Source organism: Ruegeria sp. CDSB136, from assembly GCF_059610965.1.
Map to the genome: position 1 here is coordinate 143,750 of NZ_JBXWOP010000006.1, position 23,785 is coordinate 167,534.

Annotated in this window: 20 protein-coding genes; 13 read left to right on the plus strand and 7 right to left on the minus strand. The window is 61.2% G+C overall.

The window, feature by feature from the left end; all coding sequences use genetic code 11:
- Positions 1-279: 279 nt before the first annotated feature.
- From AC2FIR_RS08680 to AC2FIR_RS08695, 4 genes are read left to right on the plus strand one after another with little or no spacing between them, the layout of a single operon-like run.
- Positions 280-780 carry a type III secretion system chaperone family protein gene (locus AC2FIR_RS08680; RefSeq protein ID WP_170614734.1) on the plus strand — a complete coding sequence of 167 codons (501 nt, stop codon included), beginning with the start codon at positions 280-282 and terminating at the stop codon, positions 778-780.
- A 39-nt stretch (positions 781-819) separates the two neighbouring features.
- Positions 820-1,635: a pyrroline-5-carboxylate reductase gene (proC, locus tag AC2FIR_RS08685; RefSeq protein WP_170614733.1), complete on the plus strand. Its 816-nt coding sequence runs from the start codon at positions 820-822 to the stop codon at positions 1,633-1,635.
- A complete protein-coding gene (locus AC2FIR_RS08690; RefSeq protein ID WP_496746454.1) occupies positions 1,628-1,966 on the plus strand; it encodes a tRNA-binding protein in 339 nt (112 codons plus the stop codon). Before proC ends, AC2FIR_RS08690 begins: the two co-directional genes overlap by 8 nt.
- Positions 1,966-2,916: a 2-hydroxyacid dehydrogenase gene (locus tag AC2FIR_RS08695; protein ID WP_496746456.1), complete on the plus strand. Its 951-nt coding sequence runs from the start codon at positions 1,966-1,968 to the stop codon at positions 2,914-2,916. The genes AC2FIR_RS08690 and AC2FIR_RS08695 overlap by 1 nt, the downstream gene beginning before the upstream one ends.
- Here AC2FIR_RS08695 and AC2FIR_RS08700 read toward each other — a convergent pair.
- Positions 2,913-3,491 carry a thymidine kinase gene (locus tag AC2FIR_RS08700; RefSeq protein WP_480913466.1) on the minus strand — a complete coding sequence of 193 codons (579 nt, stop codon included), beginning with the start codon at positions 3,489-3,491 and terminating at the stop codon, positions 2,913-2,915. The two genes, AC2FIR_RS08695 and AC2FIR_RS08700, sit on opposite strands and share 4 nt — an antisense overlap.
- Positions 3,492-3,846: 355 nt before the next feature.
- On the opposite strand from AC2FIR_RS08700, the gene AC2FIR_RS08705 reads away from it, so the two are divergent.
- Positions 3,847-4,308, plus strand: a complete 462-nt coding sequence (locus tag AC2FIR_RS08705) for a hypothetical protein (RefSeq protein WP_170614729.1) — start codon at positions 3,847-3,849, stop codon at positions 4,306-4,308.
- A gap of 65 nt (positions 4,309-4,373) precedes the next feature.
- On the opposite strand, the gene AC2FIR_RS08710 is transcribed toward AC2FIR_RS08705, so the two are convergent.
- Together AC2FIR_RS08710 and carB are read right to left on the minus strand one after the other, a co-directional pair.
- Positions 4,374-5,498, minus strand: a complete 1,125-nt coding sequence (locus tag AC2FIR_RS08710) for a beta-ketoacyl-ACP synthase III (protein ID WP_496746458.1) — start codon at positions 5,496-5,498, stop codon at positions 4,374-4,376.
- A 219-nt stretch (positions 5,499-5,717) separates the two neighbouring features.
- Entirely contained in the window at positions 5,718-9,071 is a 3,354-nt protein-coding gene (carB, locus tag AC2FIR_RS08715; RefSeq protein WP_496746460.1) for a carbamoyl-phosphate synthase large subunit, read from the minus strand.
- 178 nt (positions 9,072-9,249) lie between these two features.
- Here carB and AC2FIR_RS08720 point away from each other — a divergent pair, with 178 nt between their 5' ends.
- The 4 genes from AC2FIR_RS08720 (at position 9,250) to aspS (ending at position 13,502) form a co-directional block, all read left to right on the plus strand.
- Positions 9,250-10,377, plus strand: coding sequence for an aminodeoxychorismate synthase component I (locus AC2FIR_RS08720; RefSeq protein WP_496746461.1), 1,128 nt, complete (start codon positions 9,250-9,252; stop codon positions 10,375-10,377).
- The gene (locus tag AC2FIR_RS08725; protein ID WP_170680879.1) at positions 10,332-10,979 is read left to right on the plus strand and encodes an aminotransferase class IV family protein; all 648 of its coding nucleotides are present in this window, start codon (positions 10,332-10,334) and stop codon (positions 10,977-10,979) included. The genes AC2FIR_RS08720 and AC2FIR_RS08725 overlap by 46 nt, the downstream gene beginning before the upstream one ends.
- The gene (locus tag AC2FIR_RS08730) at positions 10,976-11,647 is read left to right on the plus strand and encodes a CPBP family intramembrane glutamic endopeptidase (RefSeq protein WP_480812294.1); all 672 of its coding nucleotides are present in this window, start codon (positions 10,976-10,978) and stop codon (positions 11,645-11,647) included. Before AC2FIR_RS08725 ends, AC2FIR_RS08730 begins: the two co-directional genes overlap by 4 nt.
- 79 nt (positions 11,648-11,726) lie before the next feature.
- A complete protein-coding gene (gene aspS, locus AC2FIR_RS08735) occupies positions 11,727-13,502 on the plus strand; it encodes an aspartate--tRNA ligase (protein ID WP_496762138.1) in 1,776 nt (591 codons plus the stop codon).
- Positions 13,503-13,848: 346 nt separating this feature from the next.
- Here the strand turns inward: aspS and AC2FIR_RS08740 are convergent, their stop codons facing one another.
- Positions 13,849-14,568 carry a response regulator gene (locus AC2FIR_RS08740; RefSeq protein WP_496746466.1) on the minus strand — a complete coding sequence of 240 codons (720 nt, stop codon included), beginning with the start codon at positions 14,566-14,568 and terminating at the stop codon, positions 13,849-13,851.
- A 535-nt stretch (positions 14,569-15,103) separates the two neighbouring features.
- On the opposite strand from AC2FIR_RS08740, the gene AC2FIR_RS08745 reads away from it, so the two are divergent.
- On the plus strand, positions 15,104-15,868 hold the full coding sequence (locus AC2FIR_RS08745) for a ketopantoate reductase C-terminal domain-containing protein (protein ID WP_496762141.1): 765 nt from the start codon (positions 15,104-15,106) through the stop codon (positions 15,866-15,868).
- Positions 15,869-15,874: 6 nt separating this feature from the next.
- Here the strand turns inward: AC2FIR_RS08745 and AC2FIR_RS08750 are convergent, their stop codons facing one another.
- From AC2FIR_RS08750 to hrpB, 3 genes are all read right to left on the minus strand, one after another.
- Positions 15,875-17,353, minus strand: a complete 1,479-nt coding sequence (locus AC2FIR_RS08750) for an inorganic phosphate transporter (RefSeq protein WP_496746470.1) — start codon at positions 17,351-17,353, stop codon at positions 15,875-15,877.
- Positions 17,354-17,443: 90 nt separating this feature from the next.
- Positions 17,444-17,902: an NUDIX hydrolase gene (locus tag AC2FIR_RS08755; RefSeq protein ID WP_496746471.1), complete on the minus strand. Its 459-nt coding sequence runs from the start codon at positions 17,900-17,902 to the stop codon at positions 17,444-17,446.
- Between the two features lie 177 nt (positions 17,903-18,079).
- Positions 18,080-20,527 (minus strand): ATP-dependent helicase HrpB, encoded by a 2,448-nt coding sequence (gene hrpB / locus AC2FIR_RS08760; RefSeq protein ID WP_496746473.1) that lies wholly within the window; start codon positions 20,525-20,527, stop codon positions 18,080-18,082.
- Positions 20,528-20,650: 123 nt separating this feature from the next.
- Here hrpB and meaB point away from each other — a divergent pair, with 123 nt between their 5' ends.
- The 3 genes from meaB to rpmB all read left to right on the plus strand — a co-directional run bounded on the left by meaB (position 20,651) and on the right by rpmB (position 23,440).
- Positions 20,651-21,628: a methylmalonyl Co-A mutase-associated GTPase MeaB gene (gene meaB / locus AC2FIR_RS08765; RefSeq protein ID WP_480907498.1), complete on the plus strand. Its 978-nt coding sequence runs from the start codon at positions 20,651-20,653 to the stop codon at positions 21,626-21,628.
- A gap of 165 nt (positions 21,629-21,793) precedes the next feature.
- Positions 21,794-22,930 carry a Hint domain-containing protein gene (locus AC2FIR_RS08770; RefSeq protein ID WP_496746475.1) on the plus strand — a complete coding sequence of 379 codons (1,137 nt, stop codon included), beginning with the start codon at positions 21,794-21,796 and terminating at the stop codon, positions 22,928-22,930.
- 222 nt (positions 22,931-23,152) lie between these two features.
- Positions 23,153-23,440: a 50S ribosomal protein L28 gene (gene rpmB / locus AC2FIR_RS08775; protein ID WP_170614716.1), complete on the plus strand. Its 288-nt coding sequence runs from the start codon at positions 23,153-23,155 to the stop codon at positions 23,438-23,440.
- Positions 23,441-23,785: the final 345 nt, after the last annotated feature.

Sequence of the window (23,785 nt, forward strand, 5' to 3'; positions counted from 1 at the left end):
CCGCGCAATCCGAATTAACGGGTTGTGCGATGCGGTGTATTTTGACGCGTCGCAGAATTTAATCAAGAAAAAGCTGGGCAAAGTGCCAATATTTTGGATGCCGTTGCAGGCTGTCCACAACTTATTGCTGTTATCCCCAAGAATGGGGGTTGTCAGAATATCAACCACATCGCACCATATTTAGTACAGGCCTAAGGGGGAAGCCCGGCTTGTAGAGCAGGCAACTAGCAATGGGGCGCTGCCAGCCCCGAAATGCTAGAGAAGGAGCGAGGTGGCATTATGGCCCTTTCCGAACAGTTTCTAGAAGAAGACCTTCATCCGATTGATATTGTTGAACATCTGGCCGAACACCACGACTGGGATTTTGACCGCATCGGCGATGACCAGATTGCCATGGCCGTCGAAGGCCAGTGGCGGACCTATTCGATCACGCTGGCCTGGTCCAACTATGACGAAACACTGCGGATGGTCTGTTCGTTCGAAATGGAACCGCCGGCCGAACGGGAAATGCAGCTTTACGAGCTGCTCAACAAGATGAACGATCAGTGCTGGGCTGGGGCATTTACCTACTGGGCCAACCAGAAACTGATGGTCTACCGCTATGGTCTGGTGCTGGCGGGCGGCCAGATGGCCAGCGCCGAGCAGATCGATACGATGATCAACGCCGCCGTTCTCAGCGCCGAGCGGTATTACCCGGCGATACAACTGGTCACGTGGGGCAACCGTACCCCGGAAGAGGCCATTCAGGTCGCCATTGCAGAGGCCTACGGCCGCGCGTAAAGCTTTGCCCTGAATCGTTACGTTACGAGAGGGGCAATCATGGATATGTCACGCGTCGCCGATCAGGGGCTTGTGCTTTTGGGATGTGGCAAGATGGGGTCCGCCATGCTCGCCGGATGGCTTGAGCATGGTCTTCCCGCATCTTCGGTCTGGGTTATCGACCCTTATCCGTCCGACTGGCTCAAGGCGCAGGGCGTGAACATCAACACACCGTTGCCCGAAGCGCCCGCCGTGGTGCTTGTTGCCGTCAAACCGCAGATGATGGGCGACGCGCTGCCCGCGATCAAGGCGCTGGGCGGTGGCACCAGCCTGTTCATCTCTGTTGCAGCCGGAACTTCTCTGGCCACGTTCGAGGACGTTCTGGGGCAGGGCACCCCGATCATCCGCGCCATGCCGAACACGCCCGCAGCGATCCGCCAGGGCATTACCGCGCTGATCGGCAACGCCAACGCCACAGACGCCGATGCGGATCTGGCCGAATCCCTTCTCTCGGCCATCGGGCAGACGGTCCGGCTGGAGAGTGAGGACCAGATGGATGCCGTAACCGGCCTCAGCGGGTCGGGTCCGGCCTATGTGTTCCACCTGATCGAAGCGCTCGCCAAGGCGGGCGAGGCGCATGGCCTGCCGCACGAACTGGCGATGAAGCTGGCCAAATCCACCGTGGCCGGGGCCGGTGCGCTGGCCATGGCAGCCGAGGAAGACCCCGCACAACTGCGCATCAATGTCACCTCGCCCAACGGGACAACGCAGGCCGCGCTTGAGGTTCTGATGCACGAGGAAACCGGGTTCCCGGATCTTCTGCACCGCGCCGTCGGCGCTGCAACCAACCGGTCGAGGGAGCTGTCGCGTGAGTGAGATTTCCTTCGACGATTTTCTGAAGGTCGATATCCGCGTGGGTCAGGTGGTGCGCGCGGAACCATATCCCGAGGCCCGCAAACCCGCGATCAAGATGTGGATCGACTTCGGCGACGAGATCGGCGAGCGCAAAACCTCGGCTCAGGTCACGGCCCATTACGACCCGTCCGGGCTTGTTGGCAAACAGGTGATGGCCGTGATCAACTTTCCGCCGCGCCAGATCGGACGTTTCATGTCCGAAGTTCTGGTGCTTGGCCTGCCGGACGAGAATGGCGAGATCGTTCTGATCGGCCCTGATGGCAAGGTCCCGCTGGGCGGGCGGATGCACTGATGAAGCTCTGGATCACCCGACCGATGACACCCGCCGTCGAAGCCCGCGCCCGCGCCGAGTTCGACGTCCAGATCAGGTCTGAAACCACGCCGCTTGACCACGCTGAAATGCATCGTGCCTTGACCGAGTTCGATCTGGTGGTGCCGACGCTGGGCGATCAGTTCTCGGCACAGATCATCGGTGAGGTGCCCGCACCGCGATGCAAGCTGCTGGCCAATTTCGGCGTGGGTTACAACCATATCGACGTGGATGCGGCACGGTCGGCAGGTATCGCCGTTACCAACACGCCTGGCGCTGTCACGGACGCCACCGCTGACATCGCCATGACCCTTTTGCTATCCACTGCTCGCCGTGCGGGCGAGGGTGAGCGGCTGGTCCGTTCGGCTGGCTGGCGGGGGTGGCACCCGACCCAGATGCTGGGCCACCACGTGACCGGCAAGCGGGTCGGCATCGTGGGCATGGGCCGTATCGGGCAGGCCATCGCACGGCGCTGTCATTTCGGGTTCGGTATGCAGGTTGCCTATCAGTCCCGCAGCCCAAAGGACGTCGATTTTCCCGCTGACTACATCCCCAAACTGAGCGACCTTGCTGCGTCTGTCGATTTCCTGGTGCTTGCCGTCCCCGGCGGCGCGGAAACAAGGCATCTGGTCAACACGCAGGTTCTTGAGGCGATGAAGCCGTCCGGCCTGCTGATCAACATCGCGAGGGGCGAGGTTGTGGACGAGGCCGCCCTGATTGCGGCCCTGCAAGACGGCCGAATCGCGGGCGCGGGTCTGGACGTATACGAATTCGAACCGATCGTCCCTCAGGCCCTTCGTGATATGGAAAACGTGACATTGTTGCCGCATCTGGGCACAGCCACCGAGGAAGTGCGTACCGATATGGGGCAGATGGCGCTGGACAATGTCGCGGCCTTTGTTGCGGGGCGTCCGTTGCCCAACCTGGTTTAGGCGCCCACCGCCTCGCGCCAGTGTTTGCGGCACAGCGAAACATAGGTTTCGTTGCCGCCGATCTGCACCTGCGCGCCTTCGGTGATGGCCTGGCCATGTTCGTCCTGCCGGATCACCATGGTCGCTTTGCGTCCGCATCTGCAGATGGTGCGCACCTCGCGCATCTCGTCGGCCAACGCCAGCAGGGCGGCCGAGCCCGGGAACAGCTTTCCGAGAAAATCAACCCGCAACCCATACGCCAGCACGGGAACATCCAGATCGTCCACCGCGCGGGCCAGTTGCCATACCTGATCCTCGGTCAGAAACTGCGCCTCATCGACGAAGACGCAGGCGATTTTGCCTTTGTTCCGGCGATCTTGGATCATCTGAAAAACGTCGTCTTCCGTTGCGAACACATCCGCTTCGGCGGATATTCCGATGCGAGAGGCGATGCGACCGACACCGGCCCGTCCATCCAGCGCGGCGGTCATCAGATAGGTATCCATGCCCCGCTCGCGATAGTTGTGCGACGCCTGCAGCAACACGGTCGATTTGCCCGCGTTCATGGTGGAATAGTTGAAATACAGTTTTGCCATGGGCCGGGTCTAAATCGGGTGAACCAAGGGGGCAAGTCATCAATGGCATTGAGGAAGCGACGTCGCCGTTGCGGTTGCATGGGCCGAGCAGATGCTCTCTGGGGATGGAACCCGCGCGCCCACAACAACGACGCCGTCGGCCAACATATGGCCTAAACAGAGCGGAGCTAAGAATCAGCTCCGCGATCACTCATTACCGGCTTGAAATGCCGCCACTCACTCACAAAATCCCCGCATATCTGAGGGATAGCCAATATATGACATTTCAATTATGAATCGAATATGGGAAATTTCCCCACCCTTTCCCCCAAATGCGGTCGGCTGAAGGGTGATTACAGGTAACAAAGGTAAAACAATGGCAGATATCGGGGCCTATCTGAAAAAGCATACCGAAGCACTGGTCAAAGATGTGGGAATCGAATCTGCCTGTAAGATAACGGGCAAGTCCAAAGCGACACTTGGGCGGTACTATTCAGACAACGCCGAACACAGCGACCGGTTCATGCCGGTGGACGCCGTAGCGAGGCTTGAGACGGTGGCAGGCTTTCCCCACGTTACCTCAGCGCTGGCCGATCTCAATAACATCACATTGTCGTATGACGGCCGGAATTCCGACTCCCCGCGCACCGGCGGCGTGAACTCGGACGTCATCGCCTTAAGTCAGCGTTTTGCGATGCTGATGACCGAATACCAGGCTGCCATCGAAGACGGTATCATCACCGTGAACGAGGCAAAGCGGCTGCTGAGAGAAACCAGCCTGTTGCAGCAGGTGCTGATCGAAATGAAGCTGCATCTGGAAGAAGAAAGCGTCAGCTGAACCGCCGGAACTCGGGTCCGAGATGCGATTTTCGTGAACAGACGCTTGCCCGAATGATTGTGAACTCAGCCTCTCCGCTTCACAATCACAGAGCCGACCGAATAGCCGGCCCCAAAGGAACAGATCAGGCCGATCTGGCCATCTTCCAAATCGTCCGAGTATTTCGAGAATGCAATGATCGACCCGGCGGATGAGGTGTTTGCGTAATCCTGCAGGATATTGGGCTGCTCACCCGGGTCGGGCACGCGGCCCAGAACCTTTTTGCCGATGAAATCGTTCATGGTCTTGTTGGCCTGATGCAGCCACAGCCGTTTCAGATCGTCACTGCCTAGCCCCTCGGCCTCCATGTGATCGGTGATGTGCTGGCTGACCATCGGCAGCACCTCCTTGAACACCTTGCGCCCGTTCTGCATGAACTGCATGTCGCGCCGATCTTCCATCCCGGCCGGTCGGGCGCGGCGCAAAAAGCCGTTGTTGTTGCGGATGTTGTTGGAAAATGCCGTGGCGCAGCGGGTCGAGAGAATCTCAAAATGGGCGCCCGTGGCATCCTCCTGCCGCTCGATCAGCGTGGCGGTTGCAACATCGCCGAAAATAAAGTGGCAATCGCGGTCGCGCCATTCCAGATGGCCCGAGCAGATCTCGGGGTTGACCACCAGCGCCGCCCGGACAGACCCCGACCGGACCATATCCGCAGCCGCCTGAATCCCGAACGTGGCCGAGGAACAGGCGACATTCATGTCAAACCCGAAGCCCGAGATACCAAGCGCCTGCTGTATCTCGATCGCAATGGCAGGATAAGCGCGCTCGTGGTTCGAGGCAGCGCAGATCACCAGATCAATGTCATCCGCCGTGCGACCGGCCTGCGTCATGGCCTTTTTGCAGGCATCCACCGCCATTTCGGTCATGATCCCCGGCTCATCATCGCCGCGCTGCCGTAGAAGCGGGTGCATCACGTCCGGATCCAGAACGCCGGATTTGTCCATCACATAACGGTTTTCGATCCCTGACGCCTTCAGGATGAACTCTTCCGACGAATGCTGCATCGCCTCCATGCGCCCGTCCGCGATGGCCTGCGCGTTCGCGGCGTTCTGTTTGTCGGCATAGGCGTTGAACGCTTCGACAAGCTCGGCATTGGTGATGACATTTTCGGGTGTGAAAACCCCGGAGCCGGTGATGGCAGGCGTATACATGGTCGGTCCTGATTGGTCTGGATCAGCACAAAATGCCGATGCAAGGCGGGCAGATCAAGGTTGGGTGACCTAAGGGAATGCGCGGGAACACGCCGGGTGATGTAACCTCCGGCGTGATTGCTTTTGCTTACCCGACTATGTGAACAGCCTGCCCGAGCCAGAAAAAACCCCCGGATTGCTCCGAGGGTTTCGCGTGACATTTTGGGGCGCTGAACCGTGTCAGCCCTGCAGCGACCTGACCTCGACATCACCCTCGGCCTGCGCCTTGATCGCCAGCGCGGCCGCATGGCTTGCGGCAGCGGTGGTGAAATAGGGGATCTTGTCATAGAGCGCGATCGAGCGGATGGCCTTACTGTCCTCGACCGCCTGCGCGCCTTCGGTGGTGTTCATCAGCAACTGAACTTGACCGTCTTTCAGCATGTCGACCACGTCCGGGCGGCCTTCATAAACCTTGTTGACCACGTCGCAGGGCACGCCCTGTTCAGCCAGCCAGCTTTGCGTGCCCCGGGTTGCGACAAGCGTAAAGCCCTGCGCCACCAGCACCTGCGCCGCTTCAAGCATCGTCCGGCCCTTGTCCGCGTCCTTGATCGAGATGAACGCGCGCCCCGAAGACGGCAGGACCATCCCGGCGCCCATCTGCGCCTTCAGGAAGGCGCGCGGGAAGCTGCGGTCCCAGCCCATCACTTCCCCGGTCGAGCGCATTTCGGGACCCAGGATCGTGTCGACGCCGGGGAAGCGGGCAAAGGGCAGCACCGCCTCTTTAACCGAAAACCACGGCATGTCCGGGTCGGCCAGTGTCATCTGATCGGCGATCTTGGTGTCGTCCACGGTCTTGTAGGCCGGACGCATCGGGAAGTTCGAAAGCTTTTCGCCCGCCATCACCCGCGCCGCGATCGAGGCGATCGCGCTGTCGGTCGCCTTGGCGACAAACGGCACCGTGCGGCTGGCGCGCGGGTTGACCTCGATCAGGAAAATCTCGTCGTCCTTGATCGCGAACTGCACGTTCATCAGGCCGACGACGTTCAGCGCCTTGGCCAGTTTGAACGCCTGTTCCTTGATCTGGCCGATGATCTCCTTCGACAACGAATAAGGCGGCAGCGAACAGGCCGAGTCGCCCGAATGCACACCTGCTTCCTCGATATGCTGCATGATGCCGGCCACATGCACGTCAGTGCCGTCGCACAGGGCATCCACGTCCAGTTCGACCGCACCGGCCAGATAGCTGTCCAGCAGAACCGGGCTGTCGCCAGACACAACCACGGCCTCGTTGATATAGCGTTTCAGCTGATCCATATCGCGCACGATTTCCATCGCGCGGCCACCCAACACGTAGGACGGGCGGATCACCAGCGGGAAACCGATCTTTTCGGCGATCTCAAGCGCCTGTTCGCCGGTCGAGGCGATACCGTTCTTGGGCTGCTTCAGACCCAGCTCGTTGACCAGCGCCTGGAACCGTTCGCGGTCTTCGGCCAGGTCGATGGCGTCCGGTGTGGTGCCGAGGATCGGAATGCCTTCGGCCTCCAGCGCGTTGGCCAGTTTCAGCGGGGTCTGACCGCCGAACTGAACGATGACGCCGTGCAGCGTGCCGTTTTCCTGTTCCTTCGTCAGGATTTCCATGACGTGTTCAAAGGTCAGCGGCTCGAAATACAGGCGGTCCGAGGTGTCATAGTCGGTCGAGACCGTCTCGGGGTTGCAGTTGACCATAATGGTCTCATACCCAGCTTCGGTCAGCGCGAAACAGGCGTGACAGCAGCAATAGTCGAACTCGATGCCCTGACCGATCCGGTTCGGGCCACCACCGAGGATGACAACCTTCTTGCGGTCCGACGGACGCGCCTCGCATTCAACCTCACCCATCATCGGGGCTTCGTAGGTCGAGTACATATAGGGCGTCTGTGCTTCGAATTCGGCGGCACAGGTGTCGATACGTTTGAACACAGCATTCACACCCAGATTGCGGCGGGCGCGGCGGACGTTGGCTTCGTCGCGGCCAGACAGATTGCCCAGACGCGCATCGGTGAAGCCCAGCATTTTCAGCTTGCGGATGCCGTCCTCGGTTACCGGCAGGCCGTCTTTGCGGACCGTGCGCTCGGCCTCGATGATCTCGCGGATACGGGCCAGGAACCACGGGTCAAACTTGGTGACGCCGAAAATCTCGTCATCGGTCAGGCCGTGGCGCATGGCCTGCGCGATGGTGCGAAGGCGGTCGGGCGTCTGCTGACTGATCGCCTTGATGACGTGCGCCTTGTCGTCGCCGCTTTCGACCTCGTCCCACAGGCCGATGCTAAACCCCGGAATTTCGATCTCGTCAAATCCGGTCAGGCCCGATTCCATCGACGCCAGCGCCTTCTGCATCGATTCGTGGATCGTGCGGCCGATGGACATCGCCTCACCCACGGACTTCATCGCGGTGGTCAGGTAGGGTTCGCTGCCCGGGAATTTCTCGAAGGCGAATTTCGGGATCTTGGTGACGACATAGTCGATTGTTGGCTCGAACGACGCGGGCGTGACCTTGGTGATGTCGTTGTCCAGTTCGTCCAGTGTATAGCCCACAGCAAGCTTGGCGGCGATCTTGGCAATCGGGAAACCGGTCGCTTTCGAGGCCAGCGCCGAGGAGCGCGACACGCGCGGGTTCATCTCGATCACGACCATACGGCCATCTTCAGGGTTGATCGCCCACTGCACGTTCGACCCACCTGTTTCGACGCCAATCTCACGCAGAACGGCGATCGAGCCGTTGCGCATGATCTGGTATTCCTTGTCGGTCAGTGTCAGGGCAGGGGCCACGGTGATCGAGTCGCCGGTGTGCACGCCCATCGGGTCCACGTTTTCGATGGAACAGACGATGATGGCGTTGTCGGCGGTGTCGCGCACCACCTCCATCTCGTATTCCTTCCAGCCCAGCAGGCTTTCGTCGATGAGGATCTGGTTCACCGGCGAGGCATCCATGCCGGAGCGGCAAAAATGAATATAATCCTCGCGGTTATAAGCAACACCACCGCCGGTTCCGCCCAGTGTAAAGGCGGGGCGGATGATCGCAGGCAGGCCGATTTCTTCCAGTTCGTCCAACGCCATCTGTACGCCGGCATCCAGATCGGTGGAGCCGTTCTCGCGCTTGGGTGCGGTCACGATGGTTGCCTTGGGGTTCTCAAGACCCAGCCGGTCCATCGCCTCGCGGAACAGGGCGCGGTCCTCGGCCATTTCGATGGCATTGCGCTTGGCGCCAATCATCTCAACCCCGAACTTCTCGAGCACACCCATCTCTTCCAAAGCCAGCGAGGTGTTCAGACCGGTCTGCCCGCCCATCGTGGGCAGCAGAGCGTCTGGGCGCTCTTTCTCGATGATCTTGGCAACCACTTCGGGCGTGATCGGTTCGATATAGGTGGCATCCGCAAGACCGGGGTCGGTCATGATCGTGGCGGGGTTCGAGTTCACCAGAATGACCCGGTACCCTTCTTCCCGCAGCGCCTTGCAGGCCTGTGCGCCCGAATAGTCGAATTCGCAGGCCTGTCCGATGACAATGGGGCCGGCCCCGATGATCATGATCGACTGGATGTCGGTTCTTCTGGGCATGGCCTGGTTCCTTCGATTGTCCGCGAGTCAGGGCACCCTCCGAGTGCCCAAATTGTCCTGCGTTATAGGGACCGCGCCAAAAGGTTCAAGGGGGATCGGAAACAGGGATGAAATTGCCGCTTTCCCCTCTTTCCCTTACCGCCGTATTCTCTATACCGCGCAGCACGGTAAATTGAGGATGCACGTGCGAATTCGTTTCGATCAGGGGCCAGCCGGACCCGGAACCAGTTTCGACCGGCCAGCCAGAGTGATCCGCGCGGACAGGGCGGAGGACGTGCCCCAGGCGATGGCGGCGCTGGATTCGGCGCGCGCTGACGGTGCATGGCTGGCAGGCTACGCCAGCTACGAGCTTGGCTATGTTTTAGAGCCGCGCCTGAACGACCGCCTGCCGGAAGATCGCCGCCTGCCGCTTCTGTGTTTTGGCGTTTATGCCGCGCCCACACAACGTGATCATCCCGCCGCCGCCGGCGGGGTGACCGGTTTTCAGCCACGCTGGGATGAGGCCCGGTATACCCGCGCCTTTCGACAGGTTCATGACGCGATCGGGGCCGGGGACATTTATCAGGCCAATCTGACCTTTCCGATCGATCTGACGGTCGAAGGCGACACCGCCGCGCTATACGCGGCCCTTGCTGCAGGCCAGCCTGTAGGCCACGGCGCGTTGATCGAGCAAGACGATCTGCCCGATCTGCTCAGCCGCTCGCCAGAGCTGTTTTTCCGCACCGACGCCGACCGCGGGATCGAAACCCGCCCGATGAAGGGCACCCAGCCGCGCAGCGAGGACATGGCCGAAGATGCCCGCCGCCGCGCATTCCTGTCGACCGACGACAAGAACCGCGCCGAGAACCTGATGATCGTCGATCTGCTGCGCAACGATATCAGCCGCGTCGCCCTGCCCGGGTCGGTCCGGGTGCCCGAACTGTTCAAGGTCGAAACCTACGCCACCGTGCATCAGATGGTCTCGCTGGTGCAGGCGCAACTTCATATGGGCGCGGAATTGTCCGATATCCTCACGGCACTTTTTCCCTGTGGCTCGATCACCGGCGCGCCCAAAATCCGCGCGATGGAGATTTTGTCCGACCTCGAACTCTGGCCGCGCGACATTTATTGCGGCACAATCGGCTGGGCAGCGCCGGACGGACGGTCGGAATTCAACGTGGCGATCCGGACCCTGATGGTGGAAAACGGCGCGGCCACGCTGAATGTCGGCGGCGGTGTCGTCTGGGACAGCACCGCCCCGTCCGAATATGAGGAAGCGCTATGGAAAGCCCGCTTTGCCCGCCAGCCGAGACTGACTTCCGCCTGATTGAAACACTGGCCTACCGGCCGGGACAGGGGATGATCCGGCTGGATCTTCATCTGAACCGGATGCAGCGCACCGCAAACGCCCTGCACCTGCCGTTTTCCCCGGACGACGCACAATCGGCGCTGCAGACCATAACGGGCGATACCCCGCTGCGGTGTCGTCTGACGATGGACGTGTCGGGCCGTTTCGAGGTGACCACCGGGGTGTTGGCCGACAACCCCGCAGTCTGGCGGATTGCCGTGGCCGAAACACGGCTATCTTCGTCGGATATCTGGTTGCGGCACAAGACCACGCAACGCGAAACCTATGACACCGCCCGGGCCTCGTTGCCTGCTGGAACGGATGAGCTGATTTTCCTGAACGAACTGGACGAGCTGTGCGAGGGCACCATAACGAACCTGTTCATCGAAACCTCGCGGGGCCAGCACCTGACACCGGCACTGACCTGCGGTCTTCTGCCGGGCATTCTGCGGCAGCAGCTTCTGGAAACAGGAAAAACCACTCAGGCGGTCCTTACCCTGGCCGATCTGCGCAACGCCCGGAACCTCTGGGTCGGCAATTCCCTTCGCGGCCTTATCCCGGCTGAACTGGTGCAGCATTGAGCGCGTTTGGCGAATGGGCCCTTCCGCCGACAACCCGCGTCCGGCTCTGGCTGGAGTTCGGATTGTTCTTCGTTGTGGCCCCGGTCCTGATTGCGGTCCTTTTCCCGCCGAACTGGATGTTTCCGATGCTGTTCATCTTCACGGCAATCGGGATCGTTCTGTTGCACAACACGCCCGGCTTTTCATGGGCCGAACTACGCTGGAACTGGCGCAACTGGTCCTGGGCCGAACTGTTGGTGTTCATCTTCGCCATGGCCCTGTTCTGCTCGATCCTGGTGTTGTGGACACGGCAGGACGCAGCGTTCTACCTGCTGCTCCAGCGGCCCGAGTTTCTGGCCATCATCTGGCTCGGGTATCCGCTGGCCTCGGCCCTGCCGCAGGAGCTGCTTTTCCGGCCCCTGTTCTTTCGCCGCTATCACGGGATCCTGCCGGACGGCCGCGCGGCCTATCTACTCAATGCAGCGCTGTTTTCACTGGCGCACCTGATGTACTGGAGCTGGATTGTCGCCCTCATGACCTTCGGCGGCGGGCTGCTGTTCACCTGGGCCTACCGCAAGCGCGGATCGTTTTTCTACGCGGTGCTGCTGCACGCGATTGCGGGCAATATCATATTCGCGGCCGGGCTGGGCGTCTATTTCTACTCGGGCAACGTGCAAAGGCCGTTTTGACGGCGCGACCCGCCTTGACTTTCCAAGCCCGACGGGGTGTATCGGCGCGACGAATTCTGCGCCCGAAGGGATATGATCCATGCACGCCTACCGCAGCCACACCTGCGCCGCTCTGACCGCCGCCAATGTCGGTGAAACCGTCCGCCTGTCCGGCTGGGTGCATCGGGTCCGAGATCACGGCGGCGTGCTGTTCATCGATCTGCGCGACCATTTCGGCGTAACCCAGGTGCTGTGCGACGGCGACAGCACCGCCTTTGCTGCCCTGGAAAAGGTGCGGTCCGAGTGGTGCATCCGCATCGACGGCACTGTCAAGGCGCGTGATGCCGAACTGGTGAACCCGAAATTGCCGACCGGCGAGATCGAGGTATATGTCCGCGAACTCGAAGTGCTGGGCGCCGCCGAAGAACTGCCGCTGATGGTCTTTGGCGATCAGGAATACCCCGAGGAAACCCGCCTGCGCTATCGCTATCTGGACTTGCGCCGCGAGGCGATGCAGCAGAACATGACCCTGCGCTCGGACGTTGTCGCCTCGATGCGCAAACGTATGTGGGATCAGGGCTTCCGCGAGTATCAAACGCCGATCATCACCGCCTCGTCACCCGAAGGCGCGCGCGACTTCCTGGTGCCCTCGCGCCTGCATCCGGGCAAGTTCTACGCCCTGCCGCAGGCCCCGCAGCAGTTCAAGCAGCTGATCATGGTGTCGGGCTTCGACAAGTATTTCCAGATCGCGCCGTGCTTTCGCGACGAAGACCCTCGCGCCGACCGCTCGCCTACCGATTTCTACCAGCTCGACCTCGAGATGTCGTTTGTCGAGCAGCAGGACGTGTTCGATACCATCCAACCCGTTCTGACCGGCGTGTTCGAAGAATTCGGCGGTGGTCGCAAGGTCGATCAGGACTGGCCGCAGATTTCCTACAAGGACTCGGCCCTGTGGTACGGCACCGACAAGCCCGACCTGCGCAATCCTATCAAAATGCAAGTGGTCTCCGACCACTTCCGTGGGTCTGGCTTTGCGATATTCGCGAAGCTGCTCGAGCAGGAAGGCACCGAAATCCGCGCCATCCCTGCGCCGACTGGTGGCAGCCGAAAGTTCTGTGACCGTATGAACGCCTTTGCCCAGAAAGAAGGTCTGCCCGGTATGGGCTACATCTTCTGGCGCGATCAGGGCGAAGGCATGGAGGCCGCCGGCCCGCTGGCCAAGAACATCGGCCACGAGCGGACCGAGGCGATCCGTCAGCAGTTGGGTCTGGGTGTCGGCGATGCGGCTTTCTTCCTGGGCGGCAAGCCGAAAGCCTTTGAAAAGGTTGCAGGCAAAGGGCGCGACGTGATCGGCGAAGAACTGAACCTGACCGAGAAGGACCGTTTTGCCTTTGCCTGGATCGTGGATTTCCCGATCTACGAGCAGGACGAGGAAACCGGTGCGATCGATTTTGAGCACAACCCGTTCTCGATGCCCCAAGGCGGGATGGAGGCGCTGAACGGCAATCCGTTGGACGTGCGCGGCTATCAGTACGATCTGGCCTGCAACGGCTATGAACTGGTTTCGGGCGCGATCCGGAACCACAAACCCGAAATCATGCTGAAGGCCTTTGAACTGGCCGGTTATGGTGAGGACGAAGTCAAATCCCGCTTCGGCGCCCTGTTCAATGCCTTCCATTACGGCGCGCCGCCGCACGGTGGCTGTGCTGCCGGTATCGACCGGATCGTTATGCTGCTGGCGGATGAGGCGAACATCCGCGAGGTCATGATGTTCCCGATGAACCAGCGCGCCGAGGATCTGATGATGGACGCCCCGTCCGATCCGACCTCGGATCAGCTAATGGAACTGGGCTTGCGCCTCATTCCGCAGGAGTGATCCGGTAACGCCCGCCTTGCGCGGGCGGTTGCACTGACGGGCCGTTTCCGGGATCGCGCCATAGGTTTCGCGCATTGATACGCGCTGATCGGGTGATGCAATCCCTTAGTCCACACGAACCCACCTCATTTGGCGCAAGGCGTGAAGGCCTTTCCCCTCGGCATCCTGACCCCACCACTCACGCAGGGGTCCGACCGGACGACGATCAGCCGCTCAGCCAGCGGATCAGTCTAGCGGGTTTTCCAGATGCTGCCGGTTGTTCCGAATGCTGCGCGCCGCCGTGCGCGTCTGCCGGTAGGCCCATAGAAACAGCAGCGTGGCCGTGATGAAATACGCCGTGACCATGTCAGATCGCCTCCCGCTGTTGTAAGCGGGACTGAACGATACCGGCCACCTGCGCAGCCCGCGCGGTGACAGGCGCACCCGCAGCCCGGGACGCGGCCAGCTTTTGCGCGGCGTCTGCCAGCACCGTGTCTTCCGCATCGCGGGCCACGCCGGTCAGGAATTGCGCGGCGTAGTCCAGCGTCCGGTGGTCGTTTGGCCCGGCCAGAACGTCGGCGATATGGGCCATGTCGTCCTGATAGGCCATCGGATCGGGGCGTATAAACTCATCCTGGATGGCGTGCAGTCCGCCGGGGCGGCGATCTTCGGGCAGCAACTCCAGAATGGTGCGCTGAAAACAGGCCAGAGAGTTCAGGGGCTTGTTCAGAAAACCGTCTGCACCAGCCTGCATTGCAAGTTGCTCGGCACAGTCGTCGCCGGACAGACCCAGTATGACGCCGATCCGGGGCGAGGCCTCGTTAAGCTCGGCAATCAGGTCCGCCCCGGGCCCGTCGGGCAGCCCCATATCCACCAGAATGACCGATGGGCGATAAATCTTCAGATGACGCCGCGCAGATATCAGACAGTCCGCCCGCCGGATCCGCGCGCCGCTGTGCAGACACATCAGCCGGATCGCATCGCAGGCATAACGGCTGTCCTCGACAACCAGAATGGTTTGCCCCAAAAGCGGGCGCGTGGCGGTGGGCAAAGGGCGTGTGGCCTTGAAAGGGTTCGAATCGTCCATGGCAGACCTCCTGATCAGCAGATGCCTCACGCTAGGATCTCCTGGCTAACACAGGGTAAATTCTATCTACCTGAAATCGCTAATAAACAGCTAAATCTGTGCCTATTGTGTGCCCTAGGGTGATGGCTTCGGTAGTTTGCAACTTAGCAAAACTAGGTTTGCAAGTTTGCAGTAAATAGTTAACAAGAAAAATAATACTTGACATCCACAACGTATTATGTTATAAATATCAATAGGTTACGACCTGCGAGAAATGAGACGCCTACCAGCAGAGCTACCGCCGACACTGCTTAGTTAAACGCATGGCACCATTCTGACGCTTGGGCAACGTCGTATCCCCTGCAAGGGGGAGAGGGTGTTGCTATGGGCGATAAGCTCCTAACGACCAAAGAAGTCGCGGCGCGGTGGCGTACCACAACATACGCACTAGCCATGATGAGAATGCGCGGTACTGGCCCCGCTTTCCTAAAGCTTTCACACAAAAAGGTACTCTACAGAGAAGAGGATATCACCGCTTTTGAAGAGGCGGCTTACCGTGCTGACACGGCGGGGTCTCTGGCATGAGCTACGTAACCCGCGAAGAGTACATCGCTCTATAGCCCGCTTCACCCCGACAAGCGCACCGATTGTGTCGTGGCAAAATGGTATGGAAAACGCACGCATCCTGCGCGCAGCCTTGCCGGGGCACGATGTGCGCGCCGGAATGGTGCCATTCAACGTTGTGCCGACAGAACCCGCCTGTTTCCACCGGGCAACATCAGGCGATATCGTTATCGAAAGCGGAACGGGCGCATTGGGTCGGACGCTGGGCAACGCGGATTTGCCGGTGTCTGAAAGTGACGATATTCAGGCGGTGCAATGGGGCAAACTGGTCATCAACCTCAACAACGCCCTGAATGCCCTGTCCGGCCTGACCCTGCGCGAACAGCTCATGAACCGGGCGTGGCGGCGTTTGATGGCCGATCAGATGGGTGAGGCACTGCGCGTGCTGAAAGCCGCCGGTCATCCCGTCGCGTCGACCACGCCGCTTCCGGCGTGGATGACGCCATATGTCTTGCGTCTGCCAACACCGCTTTTTACCCGGATTGCATCCCGGATGCTGACGATTGACCCCAGCGCACGCACATCCATGGCCTATGACCTGGCGGCAGGCCGGCCGACGGAAATCGACAGTTTGCAGGGCGAGATCGTTCGCATCGCCAATGAAGCTGGCACTTCGGCGCCACTATGCACAAAGGTTCAGGCCCTGATCGAAAGGGCCCCTGCCGAGCCTTTGACACCGGACCGGGTCCGGGCTTGAGACAGCTCAGGAAAACGCCGTCAGCACCCAGAATATCACCGCAGACATTGCCGCTGCCGCAGGCACTGTAATGACCCATGCCGCCACAATGGTCATGAAATGTGACCGGCGTACCAGCTTGCGGCGTTGGTACTCTTCAGGTGCCAGCTGCAACTCGGAAGAGCGCCGGCGGTTGGTAACTTTCCGTCGGCGGTCCGAGTGCCACTCGCGGTAGAAGCCAACCCCGAAAACCGCGCCCACAGCGATGTGGGTCGAGCTGACGGGCAGGCCCAGCCAACTGGCGAAGATCACCGTAATGGCTGCCGACAGGGCCACGCAGAATGCGCGCATCGGGTTCAGTTTGGTGATCTGGCTTCCGACCATACGGATCAGCTTGGGGCCGAACAGGAACAGGCCAAACGAGATGCCGAAGGCCCCAATGACCATCACCCAAGTGGGAATGGACACCTTGGCCGAGAAATCTCCGAACTCTGCCGCGTGCACAATCGCCGCAAGCGGGCCAACCGCGTTGGCGACGTCATTGGCACCGTGGGCAAAACTCAGAAACGCGGCCGAAATCACCAGAGGCAACCCGAAAAGGGTTTTCAGCGATCGGGTGCGGTTTTCAAGACCTTCGGACTTTCGACGCACCCAAGGCACGGTAACCGCCCAGACCAGCAGGGCTGCGGCTAGACCGATCAGCAGGGCGTATTCCAGATCGATCTTCACGATCCGCTTCAGGCCCTTGACGGACAGATAGGTGGCAAATGCCCCCGCCATGACCGCGACGAGGATCGGAACCCAAAAGCGGGCAGCGGCAATCTTGTCGTCCTGATACTGGATCTTGGCCTTGATCAGCGCAAGGAAACAGGCGGCGATTGCGCCGCCCAGCACCGGCGAAATGACCCAGCTGGCGGCAATGGCCCCCATGGTGCCCCAGCTCACCGCGCTCAGCCCGGCCGCCGCAATTCCGGCGCCCATGACGCCGCCGACCACCGAATGGGTCGTGGACACCGGCGCGCCGATCCAGGTGGCCAGGTTGACCCACATAGCCGATGAAATCAGCGCTGCCATCATCGCCCATATGAAGACGTTGTTGTTTTGCACCGACATCGGATCGATGATGCCTTTCGAGATGGTCGAAACCACATCGCCGCCGGCCAACAAAGCTCCGGCGCTTTCGGCCACGGCGGCGATCAGGATCGCACCGCCCATGGTCAGAGCGTTGGCACCTACCGCAGGGCCCATATTGTTGGCCACGTCATTGGCGCCGATATTGATCGCCATATAGGCCCCGAACCCTGCGGCCGCGACCACGATCAGACTGCCATCGGCCTGACCGAACAGTACCGCTGCGGACAAACCGGCCAGCGCGATGAAGGCCAGCGCGATCCCCGGGGCCAGCAACGGCCGCGCCACATGCGCATTCGCATGCTCGAGCCGTGAAATACGGTGAAGGTCGCTGTCCAGTGCGCGCCAGCGGGATTTGGTCTGCGATTCTGACATCTGTTTGGGCCGTTAGGGATTTGGATGCAGGCCGCTAACGGTTTTCGGCAGGTTGGGCAACCGACATGTCATCAATTTTACGTTTTACTGTTACAAATGCAGCAGCAAATCGCGCAATTCCGGCTCGTTCACACGTTCCGCGGCCACTTTGGGCGACACCCAGCACCGCTGACGCTCATGCGCCTCGGGGTATTGATCCGACAGTTCCGTCACCGGTATGCGGTAGACATTTGTCCGGACCGCCTGGGATGTGCCGTCTTTCAGGATCTTGTCATAGGTGAAATGCCCGATCGGCGTTTTCTCGAAAGAAGTGGCCCGCACGCCGGCCTCTTCCCACGCTTCCTGCAAAGCGGTCTCGGCCCCGTCGAGGCCGTCAATCGGCCAGCCCTTGGGAATGACCCACCTTTTGGTTTCGCGGCTGGTGATCAGCAGAACATCCTCACCGGTTTCGGTTCTGCGTGTGCAAAGCGCGGCAAACTGCACCCGTTCCGGGCGCTGAAACAGAGGTTTGCCGACCTCGTTCCAGAGCTTTTGTAGCTTGTTTTTCATGTGTTCGCGTCAGTTTCCATAACCTACATTAGGCAGATATCATTTAGGAACCTAACTGAGTGTTTTCAACGAGCTTTCATTTCCGGAAAGTGTTGCCGCTCCGACTCTACCACGTGCTCACGCACACCCGGTGGCGGTCACGAAAATTCACTGAAAATCCCGCGCGGGGAGCTGTCTTCACTTGTGGCGCCTGTTGGCGCGAAGGGTCGGGTCGGCCTGAGTCGGATCTTCCGGCCAGGGGTGTTTGGGATATTGCGCCCGCATATCCTTGCGCACATCCGCATAGGACCCCGCCCAGAAACCCGGCAAATCGCGCGTGATCTGGATCGGACGCTGTGCCGGCGACAGCAGGGTGATCTTCAACGGTTCATCCCCGATGACCGGGTGGCGCGTCACTCCGAACATTTCCTGCAACCGGACCGAGATTTCGGGCACCGCCCCGCCATAGTCGATCGGAATTTTCCGACCCAGCGGCGTCTCGAACGATCCTGGTGCGCGGCGGTCCAGCTCCTGCGTCTGCGTCCAGTCCAGTCGCCCCCGCAGGGCAGGCAACAGATCGAAGCGTTTCCAGTCTTCTGCACTGCGCACGCCCGCCAACATCGGCAGCAACCAGCTTTCCAGATCCGCCAGCAGCCCTTCGACCGAGAAGTCCGGCAGGTCCACCCCTCCGGCCCGGACCAGTTCCACCCGGGAAGCAAGCCGGGCGGCGGCCCCGTCCAGACGCAACCCCAGATCGCGTACACCGTCCAACATGGCGCGCGCCACCTGTTCTGCGGGCACGTCCTTCCAGATCCTGTCGTCCAGAGCGATCGCCCCGAACCTTTCCTGCTGGCGGGCCACGACCCTGCGTTCGCGCCTAGACCAGTCGCAACTATCGATCCATGCGATCTGATCGATGAACAGGTCGCGGATGTCCCGCTCGGTGATCTGCACCGCCATTCGCACGCGGGCCTCACGCGGGTTTCCGTCCGTATCGATCACCACCAGATAGGGTGCGGCCGCCAGCGTGTCGCCATTGTCCAGCACAACACCCTTGCCGCCTGAAAGGACATATCGTGGTACGTCCCCCTTGCGCCGCTGACCGACGCGGTCGGGATAGGCCAGCGCCGCCATGGCCGCAGGGGACAATTCACCGGCCCCGCCGGGCTGTGCCCGCAACCGCCTGGTTTCGCCCTTGATGCGCTCCACAACACTCATGTTCACCGGCCAGACCCGATTGCGTTGGAACGCGCGTGGATCTCGTAACGCTTCAAGCCGAAGGGACAGATCGGCTGGCGCGCCCTTCAACGGATCCCGTTCGGCCATCAACGCCGCCAGCGGCGCGGCGTCAGCACCCGTGTGCACCAGCATGTGCCCCAACCGAGGGTGCAGGGGCAGCGCCGCAAGCGCCCGCCCGTGATCAGTGATCCGCCCACGGGCATCCAGCGCACCCAGCATCGCCAACAGTGCCCGAGCTTCTGACATGGCCCCCTCGGGTGGTGGCGTCAGAAATGCCAGATCGCCCGGTTCGGCCCCCCACAATGCAAGCTCCAGCGCCAGCCCGGTCAGATCTGCCGCCTCGATTTCGGCGGGTGGGTAGGCGGCCATGGCGCCATCCTCGCCTTTCGACCACAGCCGATAGCACAGGCCTTCGGCGACACGACCGGCTCGGCCCGCACGTTGCGTGGCCTCGGCCCGCGTGACCCGTTCGGTCACCAGCCGGGACATGCCCGATCCGGCATCGAACCGCGCCCGTCGCGCCTGTCCCATGTCGACCACCACCCGTATGTCGGGGATGGTCAGAGAGGTTTCGGCAATTGATGTTGCCAGCACCACCTTGCGCCCTTGATCAACTGGCGCAATTGCGGCGCGCTGGGCGGCAAAGGGCATTGCCCCGAACAAGGGCCGTACCACGCAGTCGCCGGGCAACCGCCCCGACAAAGTCGCCTCGGTCCGCCGGATTTCACCCTCGCCCGGCAGAAACACCAGCATCCCGCCGCCTGCCGCGCGGCTGTCACGCTCGGCCCGCACGACCAGATCGACCAGCGCATCCAGCCGTCGTGCCTGCGCGCTCAAAGGCCGGTCCAGCCAGCGTGTTTGAACCGGGTAGCTGCGCCCTTCTGACGTCACCAGGGGGGCATCCATCAGCTGCCCCACCGGTTCTGCATCCAGTGTCGCCGACATCGCCAGCAAGATCAGGTCGTCCCGCAACGCACCCGTGACCTCAAGACACAGGGCCAGACCCAGATCGGCATTCAAGGACCGTTCGTGAAATTCATCGAATATCACCGCGCCGATACCCGGCAGGTCGGGTTCGGACTGCAGCATCCGGGTCAGAATACCTTCGGTGACAACCTCGATTCGGGTCGTTTTCGAGACTTTGGCATCGCCGCGCACACGATAGCCCACGGTCTGCCCCGGTCGTTCCCCCAATGTCTCCGCCATGCGCTCGGCCGCAGCCCTGGCCGCCAGCCGCCGGGGTTCAAGCATGACGATCCGGCCCTCGCACAGACCAGCCTCAAGCATCGCCAGAGGCACCCGGGTGGTCTTGCCTGCGCCGGGCGGGGCCTGCAGCACGGCACGGCCCCGCGCTTTCAGCGCTGAGATCAGATCGGGCAGGGCATCATCTATCGGCAGTCGGGTCATGCCGCCTTATCCCCAATGGCACCGCCAAGGTCCAGAACGCGTGTGCCGAAACCTTGCCGCGGGCACTGGACAAACCCGGGCCCACTCCGTCATCTAGGGCAAATTTCGACGAGGGACCCATCCATGAACACCGCCGAGCTTGGGGACAGAATTCTGCAGGGCGACCGCCGCGCGCTGGCACGCGCCATCACGCTGGTAGAAAGCCGCCGCGCCGATCACCGGGCGCAGGCCGCCGAATTGCTGTCCCATCTGGCAACAGCGGATCGGCAATCGCTGCGCATCGGCCTTTCGGGGACGCCGGGTGTCGGCAAATCCACCTTCATCGAAAGCTTTGGCATGATGCTGACGGGGCAAGGGCTGCGCGTCGCGGTTCTGGCGGTCGACCCCAGTTCGGCCCGCTCGGGCGGCTCGATTCTGGGCGACAAGACCCGGATGGAACGGCTGAGCCGCGAGAAGAACGCTTTTATCCGCCCGTCCCCCAGCCAAAGCCACCTGGGCGGTGTTGCCCGCCGCACGCGCGAGGCGATTGCCCTGTGCGAAGCGGCCGGCTTTGACGTGGTGCTGATCGAAACCGTGGGCGTCGGCCAGTCCGAGACCGTGGTTTCGGAAATGTCCGATCTGTTCCTGCTGCTGCTTGCGCCCGCAGGCGGCGACGAATTGCAGGGCGTCAAGCGCGGCATCATGGAAATGGCCGACATGATTCTGGTCAACAAGGCCGACGGCGACCTGAAGGCCACCGCCACCCGCACCTGCGCCGATTATGCCGGTGCGCTGCGCCTGCTGCGAAAACGTCCGCAGGACCCCGAAGGTTTTCCGAAGGCGATGACCGTCTCGGCGGTCGAGGAACATGGGCTGGAACAGGCCTGGGACGAGATGCAATCCCTCACCCAATGGCGCCGCGACAACGGTCATTGGCACGCGAACCGAGCTGCGCAGGCCCGCTTCTGGTTCGATCAGGAGGTGCGCCATGCCCTTCTGGCGCAGCTTGACGCACCCGAAATCCGCGCCGAGATGGAGCGGCTGAGCGCCGAGGTTGGATCAGGCGATATCAGCCCCACCGCAGCGGCGGAGCGTATGCTCGGCACCCTATCCGGGCAGTAGGTTCGGGCCGGAATTCCGCCAAAGGTGGTGCGATTCCATCTAATGTTGTATTATATATGAATACTTAACGGGATCCGGGCGCTCGGGCGCTCGTCCCTCAAGGTGGCACATGTTGATGCCGCAGGGCAGGAGCCAGACTGAACAGATCAACGGGAACTGTCGATCATGCCCAATATCAATGGCACCAACGGTGCCGACAACATCGACGTCACCAACAACAACGGCACCCTGAACGGTACGCCGCAAGGGTCGCCGATCGACAATATCCGTGGGCGGCAGGGCAATGACGTCATCAACGTCTCGAACAGCACGATCGTGGGTGATGTGCGCGGTAATGCCGGAAGCGATGACATCACCATCACGGGCAGCGCCATCGGCGGCACGCTGGCGGCCGGCAGCGCAGGCGACACGGTCACCGTCCGGGGATCGGACGTTTCCAACATCCGCCTGGGCGGCGGCAATGATACGCTCGATTTCCAAAGCACCAATGTGTCCGGCGATATACGCGGTGGCGGTGGAACCGATACGCTGAACCTGCCTGCGGGCACGGTCATCACCGACAACACATTTGGCACCATCACGGTTGTGGCCGGGACAGGTTATTCGTTGTCCAGTGGCACGTTCACCCTGCCATCGGGCAGCACCGTGACCTATTCCACCTTCGAAAACGGAGCCGGTGTTCCCTGCTTTACCCGCGACACGAAAATTCAGACCGAACACGGACCCGTGCCCATCCAGAACCTGCGCACGGGCAACAGACTTCCCACCGGCGGCCACGGGCTGCAGCCCATCCGCTGGATCGGTCGCCGCCGCATGGGCGCAAAGACTCTTGCCGCCAACCCCAAACTCCGGCCCGTCCGGATCCATGCCGGAGCCCTGGGCGGCGGGTTGCCGCAGCAGGATCTGTTGGTCTCCCGGCAGCACCGCATGGTGGTGCGGTCGAAAATCGCCATGCGCATGTTCGGCGCGCCCGAGGTGCTGATCCCCGCAATCAAGCTGACGCAACTGCCGGGTATCCATGTTGATGACACGCTGGCTGAGGTTGAGTATTTTCACCTGCTCTTTGACCGGCACGAGATCATCTTCGCCGAAGACGCCCCCACCGAAAGCCTTTTCACCGGACCCGAAGCGCTCAAGACCCTCAGCGATGCGGCCCGCGAGGAGATTTTCGCCATTTTCCCGGAACTGGCGGACGTGACACATGAGTCGGATCCCGCCCGTTTCATTCCGCGCGGACCGCAACAGGCCCGGCTGGTCGCGCGCCACTTGCGCAACAACAAGCCCCTGCTTCTGAACTCGTGATCCGGGCAGCAAGGATTGCGAATATTGCCCGAAACGGATAGCCCGGTCTGACATCGCGGATTACCTCCGAAGGTGCTGGAAAGAATTCGCAGCATCCGTCTTGACCCTTCCGCCGATTCCCACTACACGCATCCAACCAGTTTTCGGGCGCGACTTCGGGTTGCGCCCCTTGTGATTTGGCCGCAGGCAGTAGCCCGGCCTCCAGAAACAAAGGAAGAAACCATGTCGCGCCGTTGCGAACTGACCGGAAAAGGCCCGATGACTGGCAACAATGTCAGCCACGCCAACAACAAAACCAAGCGTCGCTTTCTGCCGAACCTGAACGACGTTACTCTGCAGTCCGAAACACTGGGCCGTGGCGTCAAGCTGCGCATCTCGGCTGCTGCTCTGCGTTCGGTTGACCACCGCGGTGGTCTGGACGCGTTCCTGGCCAAGGCCAAAGACGATGAGCTGTCGGCAAACGCGCTGAAAGTGAAAAAGGAAATCGCCAAGGCACAAGCCTCGGCCTGATCTTTTTCACAGCAAGAGTTTTGGCCCTGCACCCGCCCGGTGCGGGGCCTTTTTCTTGGCCTGATTGCAAACTGTTCCTCAAAGAGAAATAGTTTTATTCTCTTTCGTGAAATTGTTCACAGACGCCCATCGGTGGCAGGTCTATTGTCTGACTCGCAATTCCGGTGGAGATTGTGGATATGTCGTTAAAATCGTTTTACTTTTTCTCTCTGTTGGCTACCGTTTGCGCCAGAACCTTTGCGGCCTGCACGCGGATGCAGAGACGGGTGAACCATCTTCACACCAGCCTGACCAAAAGCCAGGTCCGTCGTAACGGCGTGGATACCTGACGCGGAGAAAAGGACG